Origin of the sequence: Labedaea rhizosphaerae, from assembly GCF_004362825.1 — a bacterium.
In the GTDB taxonomy this organism is placed as follows: Bacteria; Actinomycetota; Actinomycetes; order Mycobacteriales; family Pseudonocardiaceae; genus Labedaea; species Labedaea rhizosphaerae.
Genome location: NZ_SNXZ01000001.1, coordinates 1,904,143 through 1,927,610 on the forward strand (window position 1 = coordinate 1,904,143; position 23,468 = coordinate 1,927,610).

At 67.8% G+C, this 23,468-nt stretch carries 26 protein-coding genes and 1 pseudogene; 14 read left to right on the forward strand and 13 right to left on the reverse strand.

Annotated features, from left to right (window positions below; all coding sequences use genetic code 11):
- The first annotated feature begins 57 nt into the window (after positions 1-57).
- Genes EV186_RS09170 through EV186_RS09185 form a run of 4 tightly spaced genes read left to right on the forward strand, consistent with a single transcriptional unit; the run spans position 58 to position 2,097 of the window.
- Positions 58-450, forward strand: coding sequence for an MmcQ/YjbR family DNA-binding protein (locus tag EV186_RS09170; protein ID WP_133848557.1), 393 nt, complete (start codon positions 58-60; stop codon positions 448-450).
- A 39-nt stretch (positions 451-489) separates the two neighbouring features.
- Positions 490-1,032: a dihydrofolate reductase family protein gene (locus EV186_RS09175; RefSeq protein ID WP_133848558.1), complete on the forward strand. Its 543-nt coding sequence runs from the start codon at positions 490-492 to the stop codon at positions 1,030-1,032.
- A 22-nt stretch (positions 1,033-1,054) separates the two neighbouring features.
- The gene (locus EV186_RS09180) at positions 1,055-1,507 is read left to right on the forward strand and encodes a universal stress protein (protein ID WP_133848559.1); all 453 of its coding nucleotides are present in this window, start codon (positions 1,055-1,057) and stop codon (positions 1,505-1,507) included.
- On the forward strand, positions 1,504-2,097 hold the full coding sequence (locus tag EV186_RS09185; RefSeq protein ID WP_133848560.1) for a pentapeptide repeat-containing protein: 594 nt from the start codon (positions 1,504-1,506) through the stop codon (positions 2,095-2,097). Before EV186_RS09180 ends, EV186_RS09185 begins: the two co-directional genes overlap by 4 nt.
- A 67-nt stretch (positions 2,098-2,164) precedes the next feature.
- Here EV186_RS09185 and EV186_RS39855 read toward each other — a convergent pair whose 3' ends face one another.
- On the reverse strand, positions 2,165-7,114 hold the full coding sequence (locus EV186_RS39855; protein WP_243753889.1) for a glycohydrolase toxin TNT-related protein: 4,950 nt from the start codon (positions 7,112-7,114) through the stop codon (positions 2,165-2,167).
- A gap of 75 nt (positions 7,115-7,189) precedes the next feature.
- On the opposite strand from EV186_RS39855, the gene EV186_RS09200 reads away from it, so the two are divergent.
- From EV186_RS09200 to EV186_RS09215, 4 genes are read left to right on the forward strand one after another with little or no spacing between them, the layout of a single operon-like run.
- A complete protein-coding gene (locus tag EV186_RS09200) occupies positions 7,190-8,206 on the forward strand; it encodes a DMT family transporter (RefSeq protein ID WP_166659064.1) in 1,017 nt (338 codons plus the stop codon).
- 12 nt (positions 8,207-8,218) lie between these two features.
- Positions 8,219-9,073: a bifunctional methylenetetrahydrofolate dehydrogenase/methenyltetrahydrofolate cyclohydrolase gene (locus EV186_RS09205; protein WP_133848561.1), complete on the forward strand. Its 855-nt coding sequence runs from the start codon at positions 8,219-8,221 to the stop codon at positions 9,071-9,073.
- Positions 9,070-9,372 carry a DUF3017 domain-containing protein gene (locus EV186_RS09210; protein ID WP_133848562.1) on the forward strand — a complete coding sequence of 101 codons (303 nt, stop codon included), beginning with the start codon at positions 9,070-9,072 and terminating at the stop codon, positions 9,370-9,372. Before EV186_RS09205 ends, EV186_RS09210 begins: the two co-directional genes overlap by 4 nt.
- Positions 9,373-9,421: 49 nt before the next feature.
- Positions 9,422-10,414, forward strand: a complete 993-nt coding sequence (locus EV186_RS09215) for a malate dehydrogenase (RefSeq protein ID WP_133848563.1) — start codon at positions 9,422-9,424, stop codon at positions 10,412-10,414.
- Here the strand turns inward: EV186_RS09215 and EV186_RS09220 are convergent.
- The gene (locus EV186_RS09220; protein WP_133848564.1) at positions 10,407-10,922 is read right to left on the reverse strand and encodes a hypothetical protein; all 516 of its coding nucleotides are present in this window, start codon (positions 10,920-10,922) and stop codon (positions 10,407-10,409) included. The two genes, EV186_RS09215 and EV186_RS09220, sit on opposite strands and share 8 nt — an antisense overlap.
- Before the next feature lie 153 nt (positions 10,923-11,075).
- On the opposite strand from EV186_RS09220, the gene EV186_RS09225 reads away from it, so the two are divergent.
- Positions 11,076-11,480, forward strand: coding sequence for an SsgA family sporulation/cell division regulator (locus EV186_RS09225; RefSeq protein WP_133848565.1), 405 nt, complete (start codon positions 11,076-11,078; stop codon positions 11,478-11,480).
- On the opposite strand, the gene EV186_RS09230 is transcribed toward EV186_RS09225, so the two are convergent.
- Together EV186_RS09230 and EV186_RS09235 are read right to left on the reverse strand one after the other, a co-directional pair.
- Positions 11,477-11,818 (reverse strand): hypothetical protein, encoded by a 342-nt coding sequence (locus EV186_RS09230; protein WP_133848566.1) that lies wholly within the window; start codon positions 11,816-11,818, stop codon positions 11,477-11,479. The two genes, EV186_RS09225 and EV186_RS09230, sit on opposite strands and share 4 nt — an antisense overlap.
- A 9-nt stretch (positions 11,819-11,827) precedes the next feature.
- On the reverse strand, positions 11,828-12,148 hold the full coding sequence (locus EV186_RS09235) for an ArsR/SmtB family transcription factor (protein WP_243753890.1): 321 nt from the start codon (positions 12,146-12,148) through the stop codon (positions 11,828-11,830).
- Positions 12,149-12,227: 79 nt separating this feature from the next.
- Between EV186_RS09235 and EV186_RS09240 the strand changes: the two genes are divergently transcribed.
- Positions 12,228-13,391 carry an MFS transporter gene (locus EV186_RS09240; RefSeq protein ID WP_243753891.1) on the forward strand — a complete coding sequence of 388 codons (1,164 nt, stop codon included), beginning with the start codon at positions 12,228-12,230 and terminating at the stop codon, positions 13,389-13,391.
- Between the two features lie 2 nt (positions 13,392-13,393).
- Here the strand turns inward: EV186_RS09240 and EV186_RS09245 are convergent, their stop codons facing one another.
- Positions 13,394-13,582, reverse strand: coding sequence for a DUF1918 domain-containing protein (locus tag EV186_RS09245; protein ID WP_133848569.1), 189 nt, complete (start codon positions 13,580-13,582; stop codon positions 13,394-13,396).
- Positions 13,583-13,658: 76 nt separating this feature from the next.
- Between EV186_RS09245 and EV186_RS09250 the strand changes: the two genes are divergently transcribed.
- Complete coding sequence (locus EV186_RS09250) at positions 13,659-14,294, forward strand: spermidine synthase family protein (RefSeq protein WP_133848570.1); 636 nt, start codon at positions 13,659-13,661, stop codon at positions 14,292-14,294.
- Here EV186_RS09250 and EV186_RS09255 read toward each other — a convergent pair.
- A pseudogene (locus EV186_RS09255) lies at positions 14,287-14,786 on the reverse strand (HhH-GPD-type base excision DNA repair protein); the annotation flags it as partial. The gene EV186_RS09250 and the pseudogene EV186_RS09255 overlap by 8 nt on opposite strands.
- 92 nt (positions 14,787-14,878) lie before the next feature.
- Here EV186_RS09255 and EV186_RS09260 point away from each other — a divergent pair.
- Positions 14,879-15,859, forward strand: a complete 981-nt coding sequence (locus EV186_RS09260; RefSeq protein ID WP_166659065.1) for a TIR domain-containing protein — start codon at positions 14,879-14,881, stop codon at positions 15,857-15,859.
- Positions 15,860-15,875: 16 nt separating this feature from the next.
- Complete coding sequence (locus tag EV186_RS09265; protein ID WP_133848572.1) at positions 15,876-16,637, forward strand: DUF6414 family protein; 762 nt, start codon at positions 15,876-15,878, stop codon at positions 16,635-16,637.
- On the opposite strand, the gene EV186_RS09270 is transcribed toward EV186_RS09265, so the two are convergent.
- From EV186_RS09270 to EV186_RS09285, 5 genes are all read right to left on the reverse strand, one after another.
- The gene (locus tag EV186_RS09270) at positions 16,624-17,205 is read right to left on the reverse strand and encodes an HhH-GPD-type base excision DNA repair protein (protein WP_133848573.1); all 582 of its coding nucleotides are present in this window, start codon (positions 17,203-17,205) and stop codon (positions 16,624-16,626) included. The two genes, EV186_RS09265 and EV186_RS09270, sit on opposite strands and share 14 nt — an antisense overlap.
- Before the next feature lie 447 nt (positions 17,206-17,652).
- Entirely contained in the window at positions 17,653-19,002 is a 1,350-nt protein-coding gene (locus tag EV186_RS09275; RefSeq protein WP_341814452.1) for a replication initiator, read from the reverse strand.
- Complete coding sequence (locus tag EV186_RS38815; protein ID WP_208115509.1) at positions 19,002-19,160, reverse strand: hypothetical protein; 159 nt, start codon at positions 19,158-19,160, stop codon at positions 19,002-19,004. The genes EV186_RS09275 and EV186_RS38815 overlap by 1 nt, the downstream gene beginning before the upstream one ends.
- A 300-nt stretch (positions 19,161-19,460) precedes the next feature.
- Positions 19,461-19,769, reverse strand: a complete 309-nt coding sequence (locus EV186_RS09280) for a hypothetical protein (protein WP_133848574.1) — start codon at positions 19,767-19,769, stop codon at positions 19,461-19,463.
- Positions 19,756-20,001: a hypothetical protein gene (locus EV186_RS09285; RefSeq protein ID WP_133848575.1), complete on the reverse strand. Its 246-nt coding sequence runs from the start codon at positions 19,999-20,001 to the stop codon at positions 19,756-19,758. The genes EV186_RS09280 and EV186_RS09285 overlap by 14 nt, the downstream gene beginning before the upstream one ends.
- A 129-nt stretch (positions 20,002-20,130) precedes the next feature.
- Between EV186_RS09285 and EV186_RS09290 the strand changes: the two genes are divergently transcribed.
- The gene (locus EV186_RS09290) at positions 20,131-21,555 is read left to right on the forward strand and encodes an NsdA family TPR-like regulatory protein (RefSeq protein ID WP_481808308.1); all 1,425 of its coding nucleotides are present in this window, start codon (positions 20,131-20,133) and stop codon (positions 21,553-21,555) included.
- Here the strand turns inward: EV186_RS09290 and EV186_RS09295 are convergent.
- Positions 21,552-22,106, reverse strand: coding sequence for an NUDIX hydrolase (locus EV186_RS09295; RefSeq protein ID WP_133848577.1), 555 nt, complete (start codon positions 22,104-22,106; stop codon positions 21,552-21,554). The two genes, EV186_RS09290 and EV186_RS09295, sit on opposite strands and share 4 nt — an antisense overlap.
- A gap of 17 nt (positions 22,107-22,123) precedes the next feature.
- Positions 22,124-23,416, reverse strand: coding sequence for a hypothetical protein (locus EV186_RS09300; protein ID WP_133848578.1), 1,293 nt, complete (start codon positions 23,414-23,416; stop codon positions 22,124-22,126).
- Positions 23,417-23,468 lie beyond the last annotated feature (52 nt).

Genomic DNA, 23,468 nt, shown 5'->3' on the forward strand with positions numbered 1-23,468 from the left:
TGAGCGGTGGTTGTCGGTGAGCCGTGGTTGTCGGTGACCGTCGCTAGGGTGCGGTTCGTGGCTACCTGGGACGACGTGCGTCGCGTCGCGCTGGCGCTGCCGGACACCAGCGAGGAGGAATCGCGGGGCACACCGCGGTGGCTGGTGCACGGCAAGGGTTTCGTGTGGGATCGGCCGCTGCGCAAGGCCGATCTGGAGGCATTGGGTCCGGCCGCGCCCGACGGGCCGATCCTCGGCGCCCGGGTGGCGGACGAGGGCGTCAAAACCGCCCTGCTCGCGGACAACCCGGACGTTTACTTCACGACACCGCACTTCGACGGCTACCCGGCGATCTTGGTGCGGCTGGACGACATCAACACCGACGAATTGGAGGAATTGGTCACGGAAGCATGGCTGCTCAAAGCTCCGAAACGCCTGGCGAAGCAGTTCCTGGCCGATCGGGACAGTTGACGGCAAACGTTTGCTGCATTCGTTTGCTACCGTCCTGGCATGCCGAAGGTGGCGCTGGACATGTCGGTGTCGCTCGACGGGTTCGCCTCCGGTCCGGACGACGACCTGTCGCGCATCCACGCGTGGATTGGCGAGGCCGACGCCCAGGAGGCCGTCGACGAGTTCTTGGCGGCCGGTGCCGTTCTCGCCGGTCGGCGCACCTTCGACAAGGGGCAGGAGTCGTGGGGCGACGATCCGCCCTTCCCGATGCCGGTGTTCGTGCTGACCCACGAGAAGCGGGAACCGCTGACCAAGGGTGCAAGCACTTTCACCTTCGTCTCCGACGGCATCGAGGAGGCCTTGCGCCAGGCGCGGGCCGCGGCAGGGGACGAGGACGTGGTCGTCATGGGTGGGACGTCGATCGCGCGGCAGTACTTGTCCGCCGGGCTGGTCGACGAGCTGCGGTTGCACCTGGTCCCGACGTTGCTCGGGCTGGGCATCCCGTTGTTCAGCCCGGTCGGCGGGCCGAGCGCGGAGTGGCGGCGCACCAAGGTCGTCGAGGCCGATGGTGTGACTCATCTGTGGTTCGAGGCGATTCGCTAGAGCCTCGCTCTACGATTCGGGCATGCCTGCGGATCCGCCCGTTTTCGAGATCGGCAAGGACGGCATCATGGCCGTCGTTGCCGGCGTCGACGGATCACCGTCGTCCCTGCACGCGGCCGCGTGGGCGGGTGGACTCGCCAGACGGGAAACGGCATTGCTGGTCCTTGTTTACGTCGAGCCGTTGGGCAGCCCCGCGTACTGGAGCCCGCTGAGCATGGCCGGCGCTTCGCAGGCCGCGGCCGACTACGTGGAAGAACTGCGCGCCGAGGCGCAGCGCTACCTCGACCCGATCGGGGTGCACTGGAAACTGGTGCACCACCGGGGCGATCCGGCCTCCGGGTTGGAAGCCGTGGCCGAGCAGTTCCGGGCCGACTGCATCGTGGTCGGGCGGTCCCGGCACGGCGGCGGGCTGCTGGGTTCGGTGCCGCGCACGTTGATCAACGATGCCGGGCGTCCGGTGGTGGTCGTGCCGTGACAACCCCGGAGATCGACGAGAACTACCGCGAGGCCGTGTTCCCGGAGGCGCGGTGGGAGCGGCGGGAGTTCGAGCGCTGCGACTTCACCGAGGCCGACTTGCGTGGCCTGGTCACCGAGGGCTGCACGTTCACCGGGTGCAACTTCACCCGCACCGACCTCGGCGATTCACGCCACCACGCGACCGCGTTCCGCCAGTGCACGTTCGACCGCACGGTCCTCGGCGGCAGCGAGTTCACCGCCTGCACGCTGCTCGGGTCGATGTTCCTGGAGTGCAGGCTGCGTCCCTGGACGGTGCGTGAGGTCGACCTCACCCTGGTGGGGTTGTCCGGTTGCGACCTGCGCAAGACCGACCTGAGCGGCCTGCGTTTCCGCGAAGCCAACCTGATCGACGCCGACCTGCGCGACTCGGACCTGCGCAACTCCGACCTCACCGGCGCGCGGCTGACCGGCACGAAGCTGACCGGCAGCGACCTGCGTGGTGCGCGCATCGATGCCGACGGGTACGCCCAAGCCGTTCTCCGTGGTGCTCGGGTCGACCTGGAGATGGCGGTCTCCTTCGCCGCGGCCAACGGACTGGTCATCGGCTGACCGGCCGCACAAAAGTGTGGCCGCCAGCTTGATCGCGGACGGCCACACCGGTCGAACTCCCGGGAGGTCAGGCCGGTGGCTTGGCGTCCTCGACCTCGACCAGGAAGCCGGCGTCCACCAGGTCGCCGACCGATTCCGGCAGCAGGTACGCCGTACCGCCGCCGGGCTGGTCGAACCACGGGATCGCGACGCCCGAGAGCACCTCGAGCGGGCGCACCAGCCGGTACGCGTGGTACGGCCGCTCGATCCAATCGGGCACCAGCGAACGCTGCTCGAACGGCGTCGCCAGCGTGTACGTCAGGTTGCCGTCCGGCTCGCCGTAGCGGTCGACCTCGGTGCCGGTCGGCAACTCGCGCATTTCCTTGCCACGGAACAGGGTCAGCGGCGGCTCGCCGTCCATCGGCTTGATCGGCCACGGCGGGCCACCCGCCGGTTTGGGCGCCGGACGCGGTTCCGGGTTCGCCGCCGCGGGCTGGGTCGATTCGTCGACGGCCCGGCCGTTGACCGGCGCGGCCGGGGTGAACAGCTCCGCTGCCTCCTTCGCCGCGCGTCGAGGCATCGGCCGCGATCCGGGTTGCGGTGCCGCGTCGGCCGGCACGGTCGGCGTGAACAACCCGCCGCCACTGGGTGCGGCGTCCACATCGGACCCTTGCTCCATCCGCCGCGGCAACTCCGCCCGCCGCGGTTGCGAAGGCGCGTCGACCGCGACGTCGGGCTCGTCGTGGTCTTCGTCTTCGTCGTCGAAGGGGTTGTGCACCTGGGTGGACTCGAGTTCGTCGGCCGGTGACCCGCCGCCGTGGGTCAGCAACTCGGGTTCCTCGACGGCGCCGGCGAGCGTGGCCGGATCGGGCTCGATGTGCGCCGGCCCGGTGTCCTCGATGCGGTCGGGCAGCACGTCGTCGGCGGGCGCGGCGTCGAACTTGGGCTGGAACCGCTCCTCCGGCCGGAACTGCTGCGACCGGAACGGCTCGTCATCCGGGTCGGAGGTCATGAACCGCGTTTCACGCTGGTCAGTGGGCTGGAACAGGTCATGACCGGAACCCGTTTCGCGCAACTGGGCCGGGTCGTCGCCCGTGGCCCCGAACGAACTTCCGGGACGGAACGGCTGGTCGCCCTCGGTCTCGGAGCCGGTGGCCCCGCCTCGCTCACCGCCTCGGAAGGCCTGGCTGATCGAAGCACCGGCGGCCGAGCGGTCGTCCGCGGACGACTGGTCGTGTGATCCAGCCGCGAACAGATCCGTCGAATGCGATGCCTGCTCGTCGGAGCGGAAGAGGTTGTTGTCATCCGAACCGGTGGACTCGGCGCGGTCGAAGCGATTGCCGGCGGCGAAGGGTTCGTGCGCCGCAGCCGGCCCGTCGCCGGTGGCCGCGAAGTGCTCGTTCGAGCCCGGGAGCTCGTCCGTGAAGCGTTCCTCCGGTTGGAAGGACTGAGTGCCGGACCGCGCGGGCCGGTCGGACTCGCCCGGGCGGAATGGCCGGTCGCCACCAGCGGCGGGTTCGTTGCCGAACGGCTGAGCGGGCCGGAACGGTTGGTCGCCGGCGGCGAAGTGGTCGGCGCCGGTGGCTTCGTCGGCCGGTGCGGGATGGTTCGGCCCAGCGGACTGGTCGTCCTCGGCGAAGCGATCGCCGCGGCTGAACGGCTGGTCGCCGACAGCCGCGGAACGTTCGGACGCGGCGGGCTCGCCGCTGCCACGGAAGCCATCCTCCGGCCGGAAGCGCTCCTCGCCAGTGGGTTCAGGGCGGTCGGAGCCGGACGACACGTGACCGCTGCGGAAGCGCTCGTCGCCCGGGGCGAAGAGGCTGGAGCTCGCGGCCTCGTCGTCGAAGCGGTCGTCCGGGCGGAACCGTTGCCCGCCAACGGCTCCGGGCTGGTCGCTGTCGGCGAACCGGTCCGGGTTGACGTGTTGATCGCCGGCGGCCGCGGGCTGGTCGGTTTCGGTGGACTGGCCGCCGCTGCCGAAGCGCTGGTCGCCGACCGGCCGGTCGGCCTCGTCGCCGAAGCGCTCGTCCCCGCCGAATGGCTGGCTGCCGGCGGCTTCGTTGGCGAACCGTCCGGAGCCGAACTGCTGGTCGCCGGTGTCGAAGGGCTCGCCTTGGCGGAACCGTTGGCCGCCAACGGCCTCGCGTCGATCAGTTCCGGCGGTCTGGTCGCTGTCGGCGAACCGGTTCGGGCTGAAGTGTTCCTCGCCGGTGCCCGCGGGCTGGTCGTCGGCCGGGCGGGCGGGGTCGTCGCTGAAGCGCTCGTCCCGGCCAAATGGCTGACCGCCACCGGCGGCTTCGTTGGCGAATCGCCCTGCCGAGCCGAACTGCTGGTGGCTGGTGTCGATGGGCTCGTCTGAGCGGAACCGTTGCCCACCAACGGCTTCAGGCTGGCCTGGTGCGGTGGACTGGCCGCTGTCGGCGTAGCGGTCCGGGCTGAAGTGTTCCTCGCCGGCGCCCGCGGGCTGCTCGGTTTCGATGGCTTGGTCGCCGCTGCCGAAACGCTCGTCCCGGCCGAAAGGCTGGTCGCCGGGGTTGACCGCGCCGGCGGCTTCGTTGGCGAACCGTTCGGAGCCGAGCTGCTGGTCGCCGGTGTCGAAGGGTTCGTCTTGGCGGAACCGTTGGCCGCCAGCGGCTGCAGGCTGGTCTGGTGCGGTGGACTGCTGGCTGTCGGCGAAGCGGTCCGGGCTGAAGTGTTGATCGCCGGCGGCCGCGGGCTCGTCGCCGAAGCGCTCGTCCCGTCCGAATGGCTGGCCGCCACCGGCGACCCCACCGGTGGCTTCGTTGGCGAACCGTTCGGAGCGGATCTGCTGGTCGCTGGTTTCGAAGGGCTCGTCCGGGCGGAACCGTTGGCCGCCAGCGGCTTCAGGCTGGTCTGGTGCGGTGGACTGGCCGGCGTCGGTCAAGCGCTCGTCGGGATGGAACGGCTGGTCGCCAGCCGACGTGGACTGGTCAACGGCGGCAGCGCGGTCGTCATCGAAGGGGTGGTCGCTCGAAGCGTCCGCCGATTCGTTGGCGTAGCGGTGTTCTGAGCGCGACAGTTGTTCGTCGGCGGATTCGCGGCGTTCGGCATCGGCGGGCTCGTCGCCCTTGGTGATGCCGTCGTCGGCCGCCGTGGATTCGGCGTAGCGCTCTTCCGGGCGGAAGGGCTGGGAGTGGCCGCCTGCTCCGGGTTCGGCGTCGGTGAAGCGTTCCTGCGGGCGGAATGGTTGGTCGGCGCCCGCACCGAAGGCGGCGTCGCTGTCGGCGAACTGGCCGAAGGGCCGGCCGCCGGTGGCTTCCGGCTCGTCGTCGGCGACGGGCTCGTCGTCGGTGGTGGCGAAGGAGCCGCTGTTGTCCGCGAAACGTTGTTCCGGGCGGAAGGGCCGGCGGTCTTCGGGGTGATCCTGGCCGGGCTCGTCGCTGGTGGCGCCGAAAGCGGTGTCAGCGAAACGTTCTTCCGGGCGGAAGGACTCGCTTCGGGTCAGGTCTTCGGCGCGGGCCGTGGCTTCGGGGTCCGCGGATTCCGCCTCGGTTTCCGCGGACGGAGCTTCGTCCTGGCGGGGTTGGAAGCGCTCGATCGGGCGGAACGGTTCCGGCTTGGGCTCGTCCCTACCGGCCAGGGCGGCGGCCCCGGCCAGTGCCGCGCCTCCCGCCAACGCCGCACCGCCGGCCAGTGCACCACCGGCCAACGCGCCGCCAGCCGGCGTGGCACCTCCGGGTGCCGCACCGCCGCCGGGTGCGGCGCCGCCCAGAGCAGCCGGACCGGCCGCTTCGTCCCGGGGCTGGACCCGGTCGTCGGACTGGCCGGGCTGACCGGGCTGGCCGGGCGGGAACGGGGGCCGCGGCGGTCGCGCGGGGCGCTGCCAGCCGGTGTCCATCAGGACCTTGCCCAGCAGGAACGCGGCCGCGTCGGCCACGTCCTCGAACATCGCGGGCGCCACGAAGACGCCGCCCTGGAAGAAGCCGACCCGCCAGCTGTCGTCCGCGTGTTCCAACGTCCAGGTGTTCTCCACCGGCTGGCCGATCCGGACCACCGTCTCCGGCACGCCGTACTCGGCGAGCTTGGCGGTGAGCTGGTTCAACGTCGGCCGGGGACCACCCTGTGACGGCAAGGCCGCCACGGGTGGGCGGCCGGGGCCGGGGCCGGCCGGTCGAGCGGGCGGCACGGGTGCTGCGGGCGGCCCGGCCGGCAGGGCCTGTGTCGGCGGAGCGGCGGGCGGTGGTGGCGGGCCCTGGCGGGGTGCGCGGTCGAGGAAGGCCGCCGCCGCGGTCAGGGTGGCCTCGTCGACCTCGCCCACGGTGAAGTTCTGCGATCGCACGTGCTCGACCAGGTCGGGCTCCGGGGGCACGCGGTACTTGCGCAGGTAGTAGTTCACCGAGGCGGGCCAGATCCACGTCCCGTCGCTGTGGAACGCGACCGGCACCGACTGGCGGGCCTCGGCATCGAGGCGATCCACGTCGTAACCGCGGCCGGGGATGATCACCGGCGCCCGATCGAGGTAGTCGAGCAGGTCCTCGACGTCGGCGTCCTCGACCGGCGGGCGGTTGACGATGGGCCGCCCGGACTGGCCCATGCCGTCGAACGCGCGGGCGATGCGGAAGTGCGGACCCGGGCGCTCCGGCCCGACCCCGGCCAGCCTGCGCACCAGCCACTCCGGGACGTTTTCTTCCTCACGCGGGAAGATCCGCAGCTCGTCGGCGTACGCCTGCGGGGGCGGCGGCGCCTCCCAGTGCGGCTCGTCGCGGTCGTACTCGAGGTTGTAGCTGGTGGGCCGGTCCAACTGGTAGCGGGCGTTGAACCAGGTGCCCCGGCCTTCGCGGTACATGCCGGCGCGCAACTTCGCGAAGAGCGTCGCGATGTCGCCGGAGATCCGCCAGGGCCGGGCATCACCGGACTGGGTGACGACCTGGCCACCGGACTCCTGGTGCCTGCCGACAGCCCGGTAGTCGATGACGATCTGTTCCCAGTCCTGCGGTGCGGCGCGCAGCAACGCGAGGCCGATCTGCTTGACCAGCGCGTCCTGCTCGGTCGGGTTCAGCTGCGTCGGGTGTGCCACCCGTCCATCTTCTCTTGTCCGGCCCTCGTCGGCACACAGTGGTCACCCACGCGCAGGGGTGCAGAATGGACGCACGTGAGCACGACGAGCGCGATCAAGGAGCGCACCAGCAGGTACGGCAAGGTCGTCGGAGCGCTGGTCGCGGCGGGCGGTGGACTCGGGCTCGCCCTGCAGGGCCGGCTCAACGGCCAGCTCGGGGCACGGTTGCACGACGGCATCGGCGCGGCGGTGTTCTCCTTCGGCACCGGTCTGGTGCTGCTCGTCGTCATGGTCGCCGCGATGCCCCGGGCGCGGGCCGGGATCGGCCGGTTGCGCACCGCGCTCAAGGGGCACGAGCTGCGCTGGTGGGAGTGCCTCGGCGGCATGTGCGGCGCGTTCTTCGTGACCGCGCAGGGCATCACGATCACCGCGCTCGGCGTCGCCGTGTTCACCGTGGCCGTGGTCGCGGGCCAGACCGCCAGCGGTCTGCTGGTCGACCGCGCGGGCATCGGCCCCGGCGAGCCACGCCCGATCACGCCGCCGCGCGCGCTCGGCGCGGCGATCGCGGTGGTGGCCGTGCTGGTGTCGGTGTCCGGTGAGTTCGCCCACCCGTCGGCGCTGTGGCTGGCCGTGCTGCCCGCGCTCGCGGGCATCGGGATGTCCTGGCAGCAGGCGGTGAACGGGCTGGTGCGCGACGCGTCGGCCAACGTCATCGTGCCGACGGCGATCAACTTCGGGATCGGCACGGTCGGGCTGCTCGCCGCCTTCGCGGTCGACGTCGCGGTCCGCGGCCTGCCCGCGACCCCGCCGGCCGACTGGTGGCTCTACCTCGGCGGCCCGCTCGGCATCCTGGCGATCCTGTCCATGGTGGTGGCCGTGCGGCTGGTCGGCGTGCTGCTGCTGGGGTTGTGTTCGGTGGCCGGCCAGCTCATCGGCGCGCTCGTGCTGGACCTCGTGACGCCGGCCGCCGACGGCGGGTTGACGCTGACCAGCGTGCTCGGGGTGGCCATCACGCTGGTGGCGGTGGTCGTCGCCGCACTGTCCACTCCTGGTCGACCCAGGCCGGACGGCGGTCGACCCGGGAGCGCGGAGCGCGACCATCCGGCACGGTGAGAGGATGCAGGCGTGACGGCGACGATCCTGGACGGCAAGGCGACCCGCGACGCGATCTTCGACGACCTGCGCAAGCGGGTGACCGAGCTGGCCGAACGCGGGGTGACCCCCGGCCTCGGCACCGTCCTCGTCGGCGACGACCCGGGCTCGCACGCCTACGTGCGCAGCAAGCACAACGCGTGCAAGAAGCTCGGCATGAACTCGATCCGCCGTGACCTGCCTGCCGACATCTCGCAGGCAGCGCTCGAAGAGGTCATCGACGAGCTCAACGCCGACCCGGCCTGCCACGGCTACCTGGTGCAGCTGCCGCTGCCCGGGCACCTGGACGAGGGCGCGATCCTCGAGCGGGTCGACCCGGACAAGGACGCCGACGGCCTGCACCCGGTCAACCTGGGCCGGCTCGTGCTCGGCAAGCCGGGCTCGCTGCCCTGCACCCCGCTGGGGATCATCACCTTGTTGCGCCGCTACGACGTGCCGATCGCCGGTGCGCGCGTGTGCGTGGTCGGTCGTGGCGTGACCGTCGGCCGCCCGCTCGGTCTCCTGCTGACCCGGCGCAGCGAGAACGCCACCGTGACCCTGTGCCACACCGGCACCAAGGACCTCGCCGCCGAGGTGAAGCGGGCCGACATCGTCGTCGCCGCCGCGGGCCGGGCCGGTCTGATCACCGGCGAGATGATCAAGCCCGGTGCCGCGGTGCTGGACGTCGGCCTGACCCGCACCGAGAACGGCATCGTCGGCGACACCACCCCGGAGGTCCGTGAGGTCGCTGGTCACCTCGCGCCCATGCCGGGCGGGGTCGGCCCCATGACCATCGCCATGTTGCTGTCCAACACGGTGGAGATCGCCGAGCGGGGCCTGTCGGCGTGACCGCGTCCGGTCAGTCCCGCGGCGGTGGCAGGCGATTGCTCGTCCACCTGCCGTTCCTGCTGGTCATGGCCGTCGTCATGGTCGGGGTCGGGCTGATCGTGCTCTATTACTGGCGCCGCGGCACCACATTGATCGGTGCGGCCCTGCTGCTCGCCGCGGCTTTCCGGCTCGTTCTGCCCGACGAGCGCGCGGGCCTCATCATGGTGCGCAAACGACCGGTGGACGTGCTGGTCTACACGGTGTTCGGCGTCATGGTGTTGTACGTGTCGCTTTCGATCGAGGGCGGCATCCTGCATTGATACTGTCCGGCTGAATCACAAAGTCGTGTCTCGGGAAGGACCTTCCAAAGTGGCAAGCAAAGCCGCCGTCAACGTCACCGTGACCGGTGCCGCCGGCCAGATCGGCTACGCCCTGCTGTTCCGCATCGCCTCCGGCCAGCTGCTGGGCGCCGACACCCCGGTGCGGCTGCGGCTGCTGGAGATCCCGCAGGCGGTGAAGGCCGCCGAGGGCACCGCGATGGAGCTCGACGACTGCGCCTTCCCGCTGCTCGACGGCATCGACATCACCGACGACCCGAAGAAGGCCTTCGACGGCGTCAACGTCGCCCTGCTGGTCGGCGCCCGCCCGCGGACCAAGGGCATGGAGCGCGGCGACCTGCTCGAGGCCAACGGTGGCATCTTCAAGCCGCAGGGCGAGGCGATCAACGCCGGTGCCGCCGACGACGTGCGCATCCTGGTGGTCGGCAACCCGGCCAACACCAACGCCCTGATCGCGCAGTCCAACGCGCCGGACGTGCCGGCCGAGCGGTTCACCGCCATGACCCGCCTCGACCACAACCGCGCGATGTCGCAGCTGGCGCAGAAGCTCGGCGTCGCGCTGACCGACATCAAGAAGCTCACGATCTGGGGCAACCACTCCGCGACCCAGTACCCGGACCTCTTCCACGCCGAGGTCGGTGGCCGCAACGCCGCCGAGGCCGTGGGTGACCAGGACTGGCTGGAGAACACCTTCATCCCGACCGTCGCCAAGCGCGGTGCGGCGATCATCGAGGCGCGCGGCGCGTCGTCGGCGGCGTCGGCGGCCAACGCGGCGATCGACCACGTCCACGACTGGGTGAACGGCACCGCCGAGGGCGACTGGACGTCGATGGGCATCCCGTCGGACGGTTCCTACGGCGTGCCCGAGGGCCTGATCTCCTCGTTCCCGGTGGTCTGCAAGGACGGCAAGTACGAGATCGTCCAGGGCCTGGAGATCGACGAGTTCTCCCGCAAGAAGATCGACGCCTCGGTGGCCGAACTGGCCGAGGAGCGCGACGCGGTCAAGGGCCTCGGCCTCATCTGATCTGTTCGTCCGAAGGGCCGTCCTGGTTTCGGGGCGGCCCTTTGTCGTACCAGGCGACCCGGCCGATCTTCTCGACGAACCGGCACTCGGTTCCGTCCTGGGCGTACAGCACGGGTTCGGGCGGGTCGGTGGTCCAGATCGGCACCCCGTACAGCGTCCAGTTCCGGTAGCGCACCGGCGTCGGGTGCTCCTGCATGAACCGGGCCCAGCTCTCGGCGTGCTCCTTGGAGGTCCACAGCCGCGGCGGCCCCACTTCGACCTCTTTGGTCAGCAGGTCGTAGATGCCTTGCTGATGAAGCGGTTTGACCCGGAAGTTCGTGAGGTACCGGCGGTCCAGCACCAGCCGGCTCTGCTGGTTGGCCGGACCCTTGTGCCTGCCGACCACCACCAGCTGCTCGCCGCCGTCGCCCCACTGCGGCGGCAGCACCCAGACCTTGGCGCCCTGGCTGAAGTGCTTGGTGTCCTCGCCGGTGTTGGCGACGACGCACCAGGTGAGCGGTTCGTCCACGGCTACGGTTCTAGCAGCCTGCCCGCTCTTTTACTTGATCACCCGTCTGGCTGACGGAACCACCATAAGGGTGAATGTTCCTCAAGCCGCATCATGAACGGCCCGTTCGACGATCCCTCCTGCGACATGAGCGAGGCGTCTTGGGAGGCAGAGATGAGCTTCGACGGTGTGCACGAGGAAATGTTGGTCGCTGTGCACGGCGACGGAACACCGGTGCGGTCGCGCTGGACCTACCGGGCCGGCGAGCCGTACGCGGTGACGGTCGCGTTCCAGGCCGGGCCCGGCCGGTGGGTCGAGTGGGTGTTCGCCCGCGACATCATCGACGCCGGTCTCGTCGGGTCGGCGGGCCTGGGTGACGTGCGGATCCGGCCGGAGCGCACGCTGGAGCATTCGGTTGTCGTGCTGGAGATCTCCTCGCCCGAGGGCGAGGCGCGCCTCGAGCTCGACCTGCGGTCGGTGGCCGCGTTCCTCGACGCCACGGCGGCGATCGTGCCGCTGGGCGAGGAAGAGGACTACCTGGACATCGACGGGCTCATCGACGAGCTGACCCGCGTCTAACCGCAGGCCTTGCGCAGCGCGTCCAGCTGCTGGCCCTTGCGGGCGAGGTAGCCGGGCACGTCCTGCGGGTCGAAGTCCTCGATCGTCCCCGCCATGTCCGTCAACGCCTGCTTGAGCGCCTGGTCGGGGGTTTCCCCGGCCAGGTTGTTCAGCTCTTCAGCCGTCTGCCTGGCCTCTTCGACCGACTGCCGCGGGTCGGACACGTCCGGCGTGAACCCCGCGGCCTTGAGCGCGTCGACGCAGATGCTCGCGCGATCGGTCACCTGCTCCACCTGAGCGCACCCGCTGACCAGCAGTGTCACGGCGATCAGCGCAAGCGCGCCGAGGCGTACCCCCATGATCAAAGTCTAGTCGACGCCGGACAGCACTCCCGTGAGCAACCCGGGGAACCGTGCGTCCAGGTCGTCCTTGCGCAGCGTGCTGGCCCGTGCCGTGCCCACCTGCCGCACCTCGATCACGCCGGCTTCGCGCAGCGTGCGCACGTGGTGGGTCACGGTCGACTTGCCGACCTCGACGTCGAAGTGGCCGCAAGGGATCGGCTCCGCGCTGTTGGCCAGCTCGGCGACCATGCGCAGCCGCACCGGGTCGGCCAAGGCCTGCAGCACCGTCTCGACCCGGATCTCGTCGCGGGTCGGCTGGGGGAGCACCTTGCCGGTCACGGTTCCCATGGTACGACGCCGTTCGTATTTCGGCGAACTACGTAGTACGGTCGTCATCGAACCTTTCGTCTCTTCGAGGAGCGATGGCGTGTCTGCTCGCAACTACCTGCTCGCCTTCGGGGCGTTCGGCATCGGGACCAGCGGCTACGTCGTGGCGGGCGTGCTACCGGACGTGGCCGGCGACCTGCATGTATCGGCGTCGACGGCCGGTCAGCTCGTCACGGCCTTCGCCATCGCCTACGCGATCGCGTCGCCCGTGCTCGGCGCGCTCACCGGCCACTGGGAACGCCGCAAGCTGCTGATCGTGGCGATGCTCGTGGCCGCGGCCGGCAACGCGGTGTCCGCGGTGGTGACCAACTACCCGGCCCTCTTCGGCGCCCGGATGCTGACCGCGCTCGGCGCCGCCGTCTACACGCCGGTCGCGTCCGGGGTGGCCGCGGGGCTCGCCGAGCCGGGGCGCCGGGCGCGGGACATCGCGCTGGTGTTCGGCGGCCTGACGATCGCGTTGATCATCGGCGTCCCGGCGGGGTCGCTGATCGGCGGCGTGGTCGGCTACCGCGGCGTGTTCGCGCTGGTGGCGCTGCTCTGCGCCGCCGCGGCCGCGGGGTTGTGGTGGGTGATGCCACGGGTGTCGGCGCCGGCGGCGGTCAGTCTGCGGGCCCGGCTCGCGGTCGCCGTCGACCGGCGGATCGGCGCGCTGCTGCTGGTGATGTTGCTCGGTTGCACCGCCGCGTTCAGCGTGTACACGTTCATCCGGCCGCTCTTCGCCGAGACGTCCGGCGTGCGGGGCGGCGCGGCCAGCCTGCTGCTGGTGGTCTACGGGATCGGCGCCGCGGTCGGGAACTGGGTCGGCGGGCGGGCCGCGGACCGGTTCGGCAGCCGGGGCCCGCTGGCGGTGTCGTTGGGGGCGGCCACGGTCGTGCTCGCCGCGATGCCCTTGGAGTTGGAGACCGTCGCCACCTCGGCGGTCGCGCTGGCGATCTGGGGCGCGGCGACGTGGTCGACGCTGCCGGTGGTCCAGCACGCGTTGTTGACCGTGTCGTCGCCGAAGATGGGGCCGGTTGCGTTGTCGCTCAACGCATCCGCGATCTACCTGGGCGTCGGGTTCTCCAGCGCGATCGGCGGCGTGGTGTTGCGGGTGGCCGGTCCGCTCGCGCTCGGGCCGGTGGCCGCGGTGCTGTGCCTGCTGGCGCTGGGCGTGGTCGTGCGCGCCCGGGCCCAGGTCGAGGAGCCGGTGCCGGTCGCGGCGTGAGGTCAGCGCTCGGGGTGCTCGACGAAGCAGTCGGGGCCGGGGTAGACGAGGCCTTCGTGCCCGTCGGCGAACCGCACGAGGTAGGGCGGTTGGCCGTCGTCGCCGCGGATCTCCAGGATCTCGCCCTGCTGTTCCACTTTGCCCACGATGCGTCCTTGGATGTGCAACTGGTCGCCCACTGCAGCTTGCATGCTCTTCTCACCTCCAGTGCGTCTCCCAGCGTAAGGCGGCGGGCGCGTGCCGGCCAGGGCACTACGATCTGGTGCTGTGCGGGTGCTGGATCGGCGTGCGGGTGTCGGGGGCGAGCTGGTGCTGCGTGTCGTGGGGGAGCACTTCGAGGTCATCGCCAACGGCGTTTTCCTGATGGACACTCGCAATGGCGAGTCCGAGCGGTTGCTGATCTCCGCCGCCGCATCGCGGATGCCGATGGGTGGCCGCATGCTCGTCGGCGGGCTCGGGGTCGGGTTTTCCTTGCGTGCCGCGGTGGACGACCCGCGGGTCGGTTCGGTCGTGGTGGTGGAGCGCGAGCCGGCGGTCATCGCGTGGAACCAGGGACCGTTGCGTGCCGTGCACGGCGACGCGCTGGCCGATCCGTCGGTGACCGTGGTCGAGGCTGACCTGGTGTCCTGGCTGTCGTCTTGTGCGGAGTCTTTCGACGCCCTGTGCCTCGACATCGACAACGGTCCGGAGTGGACGGTCAGTGAAGGAAACGCCGCACTGTACGGCGATTCCGGCCTGACCATGCTGCGCGCGCGGTTGCGCCCCGGCGGCGTGCTGGCCGTGTGGAGCGCGAACGCCAGCGCGTCGTTCGAATCGCGTCTGCGTGCTGCGTTCGCGTCGGTCTCGATGCTCCCGGTGCCCGTGCCGCGCGGGGAGCCGGACGTCGTGTACCTCGCTACTTAGCCTCGGCCTTGGCGGCGGCTTTCGCGGCCTTCTTGAACGCGCGCACCTCGGCCAGGCTCTCGGCGCTCGTCACGTCGGCGATGGACCGCCGCGAGCCTTCGTCGCTGTAAGCGCCCGCGGCCTCGCGCCAGCCGTCGGGGCGGACGTTGAACTGCTTGCCCAGCAAGGCGACGAGGATCTTCGCCTTCTGCTCGCCGTAGCCGGGCAGGGCCTGCACCCGCTTGAGCAGCTCGGCGCCGGTCGGCTTGCCGGACTTCCAGATCTTGTCGGCCTTGCCGTCGTAGTTGTCGAGGATGTGGTGGGCGAGCGCGTGCACCCGGCGCGCCATCGAGCCGCCGTAGCGGTGGATGGCGGGCGGCCGCACGCTCAGCTCCACGAACTCCTCGACCGGCATCGCCGCGATCTTCGCGATGTCGAACCCGTCCATCCGTCGGCGATCTTCTTCGGACCCGCGAAGGCGTGCTCCATCGGGTACTGCTGGTCGCAACACATACATAGATGTATGTGTGAGACACGACCTGATGTTATTGAGTGTTGACGAAGCCGGTGCGAGTAGCATTGTCACAGCGCAGAAAGGTGATCTCGTGGAAGAATATTTCCATGTACGCGTCTCGGTAGCAAATTCTACGGACGAGGAAGTCAAGCTTGACTTGACGCAGGAAACACTAGATCAGCAGTTTCTTGAGCCGTACCGCAATGGTACGAGCATCACTGTCAACGGAAGAACAATTGCCGTTTCTGATATTAATCGTCTGCAGATTTCGAGAAGCGAGAATCCGTCATCTGTTATTCGTGACGAAATTGCTGAGCGGGATCGACGTTCGCCGGTTGTGATGGTCGGCGGGCCGTCGATGTCTTGGAGGATTGCGCGAGCAGCGCCGGATGTCACTGACGAGTACATCGTGGGGCCGCCCGGCGATTTTGCCGAGTTGCGGGCGACGCCCGCCGCCAGGGCATCTGATGTTGCAGGATCTGATCGAACCGAAACAGGGAAGCTCGGGGACAGAGTGTTTCTTGTTCACGGACGTGATTTCTCTGTTGTCTCACAAATGAAGACCTTCTTGCGATCGCTCGGTCTCCGTATTGTGGAGTGGGAACATGCGGTTGGCGCGACCGGTCTACCCAATCCGTACATTGGTGACGTGGTGCGGCAAGGTTTGAATATGGCCGATGCGGCCGTAATTCTGTTCACTCCTGACGATCAAGTTCGCTTGCGCGCGGACCTTCTCGGCTCGGACGATAACGAGTCGGAGCGTCAGCTATATGGGCAGGCGCGGCCCAATGTGTACTACGAAGCGGGTATTGCAGATGCCATCGACATCTCTCGGACTGTGTTGGTGGAGGTTGGTCGAGTAAAACCATTTAGTGATGCGGCAGGGCGTCATGTAGTTCGCTTTGACGGGTCGCCAGCGAAGCGGTCAGCGCTAGCTCAGCGATTGCAAACTGCTGGTCTAGCTGCGGACTTGAGTGGACAAGACTGGCTTACTGCCGGCGCTTTTTCGGCCCCGGAAGGTTCGTCTGAGGTTGATCAAACAATTTCTGCCATCTGGGCAAAGCCGGAATAGTGAGGGTTTGGGGCGAATGAAGTTTCGAGATTTTCTTTACTACGACACCAATATGGTAGAAAGTTTCCTGTCAATTGTGGAAGGCGGCATATATGATGAGGAGGATCGCCACGTAACGCTTGACACTTCGGGCGCCGCCCCTGGTGAAGAAGAAGTTCTTTCCGATAGATTCTCCACCACGGATAGCAGGCGAAAGGTGGTCCGCCAAACTGAAGCGGCGCGGTTTGATCGGCTGTTCGGACATGTGTCCGATTCGGAGGATGTCCTGACGGTCGGGTCTGGCGACCGATTCAGTTTGACCGATGCTGAAGATGATCGATTCTGTGAAATTAAGGGCGTTGTCGAGATACCGCCTGCAATTAACGCGATTATGAATGCCGCGACCTTCAGGGCGGCTGGGGAATTTGTAGATCGAATCGGTATGTTGGACGCGGAAGGTAGGAAAGTTATAGAGCAGCTAGGCTATCTCGACCAGGCAAGAGAGGCAATTGGTGACACTCCGCCGCTGGTTCTCAAGGTAGCCTCGTCGCCGAGCTTGATCATGCCACTGCGGCAGGAGTTCATAGTCCGCGGGTTTAACGATCTAGAAGGGCGCGCCACAGTCTACGGCCGTGTGGCGGAAACAATACCTGCTTCAAGCAGGTATCCTCTGATAAAGATTCCCGGTCAGCAATTGACGCGTCAGCAACGTCGTAAAGCCGCCCGATCGAGTTCAGATGACGCTGCCTATTTGAAAGGTCCGGCAACTATCCTTCACGTCCTGGCTATTTATCGGTAGCCCGTGCTGCGATTTTTGCTGCTTTCTTGAACGAGCGAACCTGTTGAAGGCTGTCATGGCTTGTGACGTCGGCGACGGAGCGGTGTGAGCCCGCCGTGCCATAGTCACCAGCGGCCTTGCGCCACCCATACGGCTGGACACCCCGCTGCTTGCCCAGCAGTGCCAAGAAGATCTTCGCCTTCTGCTCTCCGAACCCAGGCAGCGCCTTCAGCCGCTTCAGGACCTCGGCCCCGGTCGGCTTGTCGCGCGTCCAGATCGCCTCGACGTCCCCGTCCCACTCGGAGACGATGAACTGGCAGAGCGCCTGCACCCGCTTCGCCATCGACCCGCCGTAGCGGTGGATCGCGGGAGGCGTACATGCCAGCGTTGCGAACGCCTCCGGGTCGTAGTCCGCGATCGTGTGGACGTCGAGCTTGCCGCCCAGGCGGTCGTACAGCTTCTTCGGGCCGAGGAACGCGATCTCCATTTGGATCTGCTGGTCGAGCAGCATGCCAAGCAGCAGGGCCAGCGGGGAGCTATCCAGCAGCTCGTCTGCCTCGGGGTTCTGGGCGATGCACAGCTTTGTCACGCCGACAGGATGGCACGTCTTTTCCCAGACCACACCTGTCCGAGTGCCATCCCGTCGACCTGGCGCAGCCCGATCAGGCCTGCCCGGGGCCGCACCTTCGAATGTCACGCGACGTGTCTTGCCAAGCTTGCGGCCCCGGGCCGGCCTGATAGCCCTCGGGGAGGTCGTCGGGGTGGCACGGGCACCAACCGCGCAACCGCTGGACCAGGGCTGACCATCCTGGAGACCTGCCCGTCCGGCGAGGACATCTCTCTTCCTGAAAACCGCGTCGCCGCGCGTACGGGACGGGCACCTTGCCGCCCGTGAGAGTGCCGCCCGGCCGGGCAGAGCGGAGCGGAGCCCGAGCCGTGGCGGGCGCTCTCACCGGTGGGCGGCAAGCCAGCCCAACTCCCGCGCGCCGCGCGGCGGCGCGCTTGACTCAGGAGAAGAAAGTCTGAACCAGATCGGTCAACTCGCCTGCTGGTCGGTCTCAGGTCGTCGGGGTAGTGGACGATGGCGCTTCTGCTCCCGGATCATCTCCGCCCACGTGTGCTCGCTGATGGTCCGGTACCCGGTGCCCGCGACCTGCCAGGCTCCGACGCGTTCAACCGGCGTGTCCGGCAACGGCTCCAGTCCGGCGAACGATCGGGCCTCGTCCGCGCGGTAGCGGGCTCGGTCCCTGCGCATCGTGCCCAGGGTGGTCGAGTACCTGCGGCTCTTGGTCGTGAAGTGCCCGCCGTAGCCGAGCATGTGTGCCCACTGCCGCAAGCTCGGTCCGAGGTCCCAGCACGTCTCGATCATCGCGCGTGCTTGCGGGGACAAGCCGCGGACGCGATGCAGGTGCTTGATGGTTCGCAACGGCCGGTCGACGGTCCCCGCGGCTTCGGCACCCTTCGTCGCGTACTTCGCGATGTAGCGGGCCACGCGCTGATCGGTCCAGGTCGCGTTGGTCTCGATCGGACGGACGTCGAGCTGGCGACCCCACCGGACGGTGAAGTCCCGCATCTCGACCTGCGACGCACGAGCCGCCGCCTCGATTGCTTCGGACAGGACTTCGAGGTCCACGCCGAACGGTGGTGGCTCGGTCGGACCACCTGGCCCGTCCAGCCTGATCACAGCATGGAAGTGGATCACGCCGCGCGCCTGGTACTCGGCTACCTTGGCGTACTCGACCCGCAGCACCGTGTTCAGCTTCGAGCGGGCCACGCCGACCGCTTCGGCGAGCTGCCTGCGCAGGTAGACGGTGAACACGTGCCACAGCTCGCCGGCCTGGTTGTTCCACAGGACCGCGCCCCGATAGTCGTAGCTGGCGGGGTCGATGGCGTGGCCCAACCGGGGATCACCCTCGGCGTGCCGCTGACGACAGGACGGCCCTTCGTTGCGTGGGTGGCACGGCCGGACTCGTCCCCGCGCGTCAACAGCCCGCGAGTGCACCGGACCGAACGATGGCGCGGTGAACGTGACGAACACCCTGGGGTGGGCCGACACCGACTCGGGCACGTCCCGGCCTCCGGCCAGACCGGACTTGATCAGGTGGAACGTGTCGTCGGCGTACACCCGCGCGCACGACTCGCACCGGCTCGCCCGCCTGTTGCCACACGCGGTCAGCAGGTAGCCGGTCGGCTCGTCGTGGGTGGAGTAGCTGCCGAGGATCTCCCCGGTCGCGCTGTCGACCGTTGTGGTCTGACCGATCAGCCGGATCGGGTTCGAGCAGCCGCCGGTGCTCTCGACCATCTGGCGCCAGCGGTCGAAACCCGGCTGTGCGGCCTTCTCTCCGAGCTGGTGCAGCCATCGCGGCAGTTCGTGCGGCTCGACCATCACGCCGCCTCCGACCACGAGACGGCTTGCTGGTCGGGTTCAGCGAGCTTGATGCCGAGCGTTGCGTTGATGCGCTCCCAACGCTCGTCACTCCACAGCGGAGCGGACGCGGCCGTCTGCCGTGCCCACTCCCACAGCTCATCTTCGTTGTGCTCCACCGAAAACACTTCCATTCATGTGCTTGCGGCGGAGTCGCGACGCGGCAACTCGTGGTGTTCGTTCGCTGCAATGCCGAAGCATGAATGGAAGTGTTTTTGTGTTTCGTGGCTCTACTTGGCCACAGCCCGGAGGCTCGTCTCTTTGTGTTTGGGGAGCAGCTTTATGGAGTTGTGGCGGTGAGCTCGCGACTCAGGCTGGTTGGGATGGTTGGCGGGACGCGGGGAGGGACCGGAGTTGGTGCGCCCCGCCAACCGACGGTCGGCCATCGCCTGCCGGGAGCAGACGACGGTCGGCCGGGTCTAGGTGATCGACGGAACGTCGAAATGTGCGGGCTCGACGGTCAGGAAGCCGTGGAACCAACGCCAGAGATCGCACGGCGCTGCGACCTTGCGCCACCAGTGCGAGCAGGTCGGGCAGTTCCCGTGCTTGTCGGGCTCGTGGGCTTGCAGGCGGGGCAGCCAGTGCCGCAGGTGCCGGGGCAGTTCGGTGCGCGCCAGTTGTGCCGCGTAGGCGTCGTTGTCCGTGGTCGCGGCGGTCTCGTAGGCGTGCAGGCGGGCATAGACCGCGACGCGATAGGCCAGGAACTCGGCGGGATCAGCGTTGGGCACGGTGTGCCTCCACGCGTCGCAGCTCTTCAACAGCCCGGGCGACCTGGTGAAGAAAGACGTCGGCACCGGCCAGCGTGAGCCCAAGCAGCACGATTGCGCTGTCACCGCTCACTAGCACTGACACCACGCGGTCGTGTTCGTTGATCGAGACGCTGACCGGGGTGTGCTGACGAACCATGGCGACGTTGACCGGTGTCTTGCCGGTGCGCGGGCTGGTGGTGTCTGGCTGCATGGCTCCTCCGAGGTCTGTCCCACCACCATCGGGACGAATGCGGCCTGGCCCCACGACGAAACCGACTGATTTATGTGAGGCGTACATAAGCGCAGGTCACGCGTTGTGTCGATCGCTACACTGGGCGGAATGGGGACGACGCCGGCCAAACGCGCATGCACCGGTTGCGGTGCGCGGCTGGCGGCTGACAACCGTTCGTCCACGTGTGGGCCGTGTGCGCGTAAAGCCGTTCGTTCATCCTCTGCGCCGGACAAGCCCGAGGAGTTCTGGCGACGGGCCGCGCTGCGGGACGCCTTTCGCAGCAGGCACTTCGGGCAGGTGCTTTACGCCTACCGGTTCGAGCACCGTCCGGTGTTGACGCAGGCCAAGATCGGCAGATGGCTGGGGCTCACGCAGAGTCAGGTGAGCCGTCTTGAACGAGCTGCTGAGTCCGTCCATGACCTGAACAAGCTCGACTACTGGGCACGCGTGTTGCACATCCCGGAACGGCATCTGTGGTTCCGGCTCTCGTCGGACGACGTTCGCGAGGCAGAGGAAGGAGACGACGTGCGGCGTCGGCAGTTGTTCAAGGTCGCCGGTTGGACGGCGGCGGCGAGCGGCTTCGGCTGGTTCGGTTCCGGTCATGCCTCCGCGAGCCCGGCCCGCAGCATCGGCGCTACCGACGTGGCGACCATCCGCGAGATGACGCGGACGTTCCGACGCCTCGACAACCGGTTCGGCGGCGGGCACGCGCGGGGGACGGTGAGCAACTACCTGGCGTCGGACGTGGTGCCGATGCTGCGTGAGGCGCGGTCGACCGATGCGATTCGGTCCGAGCTGTACGGCGCGGTGGCGGAGCTGAACCAGCTCGCGGGGTGGATGGCGTACGATGTGGGCGACGCCGAGACCGGGAGCAAGCACCTGCGGCAGGCGCTGCGGCTGTGCCAGGAGATCGACAACGATGGTCTGGCGGCCGAGATGCTGGCGGGGATGAGCCACCAGGCGGCGTTCTTCCGGTCGGGCTCGATCGCTGTGGACCTGGCGCAAGCGGCGCACTCGGATGCGAACCGGTCCGGCCTGCACGCGCTCGTGTCGGAATCCGCGGTGATGGCGGCGCACGGCTTCGCGCTGCAAGGTGACTCGCGGTCGTGCCTCGACGCCTTGGCCGAGTCGGAACGGGCGTTGTCGGCTGCGGATCGGCAGGACGCGCCGGAGTGGTTGGGCTACTTCGATGCCGCGTACCTGGCTGCGAAGTTCGCGCACTGCTTCCGGGATCTCGGCCAGCCCGTCGACGCCGAGCGGTACGCGCGCCGGTCGCTGGAGATGAACGAGGGCTACGACCGGGGACGGCTGTTCAACATGTCGTTGCTCGCGTCGGCGCTGGCGGACCAGGGGCAGGTCGAAGAGTCCTGCTCGACGGCATCGGAAGCGGTGACGATGGCGGGCAGCGTGCGGTCGGTGCGGACGGTCGCGTACCTGGCGGACGTGGGTCGACGGCTCAACCGGTATCGGTCGGCGGAGCCGGTGAAGGCGCTCTACGCGCAGATGTCGGCGGCTGCGATCCCCGTGCCTTAGTGGCCCTGCTCGGCGAGGACGAACATGATGCCGAGCTGGGCGCCTGCGCCGATGACCTCGCCGTTCGCGATGCGCTCACGCATGGTGTTGAGCGGTAGCCACTCGACGCGGGCGGCCTCGTTGATGTCGGCTTCCTTGCCGGTGTTCTCGGCGCCTTCGGCCAGGTAGAGCAGGTTCTCGAAGTCCGCGGTTCCGGCTAGGGGTTGGAAGCTGGACAGCGGGCGGATGCTGCGGGGTCGCCAGCCGGTCTCTTCCTCGACCTCACGAGCAGCGGTGGCGGCGGGGTCCTCGTCGGGGTCGACGTAGCCGCCGGGGAGTTCCCAGGTCCAGCGATCCATGATGAACCGGTGACGGTAGATCATGAGCACGTTCTCGCGCTCGTCGTCCAGGACGACGGTCATCGCCGCCTTGGGCATCCGTAGGACGTATTGCTCGAACTGCACCCCGTCAGGAAGCTCGACGTGCGCGATATTGAGATGTAGGCGCCGCGTGTCATCAACTGTGCGCTCGTCGTGGATGTGCCACGTATTGGTAATATCTTGGTCGGCCACCGTGCCAGAATACCTTGCTACGGAGTGGTGATTTCGTCGAGTGTCTGTCCACTGCGCAAAGTGGGGAGGTGTACAGGTATGAAGGCGAGCCTGATCGCCCGTTTACTGTCCGAAGTAGATGCGAGAATAAACTCTCGCTGATTGTCGATCTCGCCGACTTCGTCGCCAGAGATTATCTGTGGATGCTGGAGAATAGCTTTTACGGCCTTTGTGATGATCGCCGACACATCCCGACGGTCTCGCACGAAGAGGATGAGAGCTATGCGCGTGTCTCGCCAAACGGTATAGCCGAGGAGTTGGTCGATTGCCTCGACGAACTTCTTGGTTCCGGTCCAGAACTTGCATTCTGCTATGAAGGCGTTCCGGTCTCGCCAGCGGAGAAGTATGTCCGTCTTTCCTTTTCCGGTAAAGGTCTCTCCAGTTGCAATGCCGGTGAAGTTCGCATTCAGCACGAAGAGTAGTACGTCACGGAGCGTCTCTTCGTCGGCTCCTGCGAGACGGTCAGCGGTCGTGTGCAGTCGCTCTAGTGCATTTGTGAAACCTAGAATGATGTTGAGAACGTCGTCTGCCAGGTTGTTTGCCAGTGCCGGCTCGGGTGTACCGGAGTCCGCTTGTTGCTCGATCCTTTCTAGTGTGAGCAAATTTGCCTTTAGTGGGATGGAAACCGATGGAGCCAAGTTCGGGCTAAGCGGTATCGCGAGGTTGGCTGAGGCGGTCCGGAGGGCTATGACACGTCGTTGTCTCGCCTCGATCAGTGGTCGGATGTCGTTAGCCAGCTCCGCTCTGCGCTTCCTGATGATGGTATTTGCATCACGAACGTTGATCTTTAGCGCATCCTGCCACTTTTCCCAGGTCTGCATAAGTCCCGACTCGAAAGCATCGATATGTGCTGATGAGTCGAGCGAGTAGGTAAACTGGATTCTTACGGAGTTTTGAGGCTGGTCTGCCGGAGGTCGTGGCTGGATAGATCCGCTGCCATGTGTGCATCTGCTGTCGACTTCATGGAGTGCCGCTATGGTTCCATAGCACGGCACGTGGAACTCCAACAAGATTTCGGGGGGATCATTGCTTTCTTGCGTGCCTGGTCTTGTTATTTCACGCTGAGTGTTCCACTTGCCTTCGAAAACCGGAAGGATCTCCTCTTCGGCGTGCTGATCGAGGATTGACCGCACAAGTACGGCTGCATCGTTTGCTGCCAACTGATCGTCGGTAAGTCGATGGGCCGCGCTGATGGCTCGGCGACGTCTCTCAGGAAAGTTCACGAAGAAGTGAGAGACCGGATCTCTTGGTATCTCGTTCGGCTTCGTCACGCTAGGACACGTTACTGCGCTGCGTGCCCGTCAGCGTCGAACGAAACGTATG

Coding starts and splice junctions, on each gene's coding strand:
- EV186_RS09290 (WP_481808308.1), top strand. CDS start 20,131: ATGGGGACGACGCCGGCCAAACGCGCATGCACCGGTTGCGGTGCGCGG.
- EV186_RS09225 (WP_133848565.1), top strand. CDS start 11,076: ATGAGCTTCGACGGTGTGCACGAGGAAATGTTGGTCGCTGTGCACGGC.
- EV186_RS09180 (WP_133848559.1), top strand. CDS start 1,055: ATGCCTGCGGATCCGCCCGTTTTCGAGATCGGCAAGGACGGCATCATG.
- EV186_RS09175 (WP_133848558.1), top strand. CDS start 490: ATGCCGAAGGTGGCGCTGGACATGTCGGTGTCGCTCGACGGGTTCGCC.
- EV186_RS09275 (WP_341814452.1), bottom strand. CDS start 19,002: ATGGTCGAGCCGCACGAACTGCCGCGATGGCTGCACCAGCTCGGAGAG.
- EV186_RS09230 (WP_133848566.1), bottom strand. CDS start 11,818: ATGGGGGTACGCCTCGGCGCGCTTGCGCTGATCGCCGTGACACTGCTG.
- EV186_RS09265 (WP_133848572.1), top strand. CDS start 15,876: ATGAAGTTTCGAGATTTTCTTTACTACGACACCAATATGGTAGAAAGT.
- EV186_RS09285 (WP_133848575.1), bottom strand. CDS start 20,001: ATGCAGCCAGACACCACCAGCCCGCGCACCGGCAAGACACCGGTCAAC.
- EV186_RS09235 (WP_243753890.1), bottom strand. CDS start 12,148: ATGGGAACCGTGACCGGCAAGGTGCTCCCCCAGCCGACCCGCGACGAG.
- EV186_RS09245 (WP_133848569.1), bottom strand. CDS start 13,582: ATGCAAGCTGCAGTGGGCGACCAGTTGCACATCCAAGGACGCATCGTG.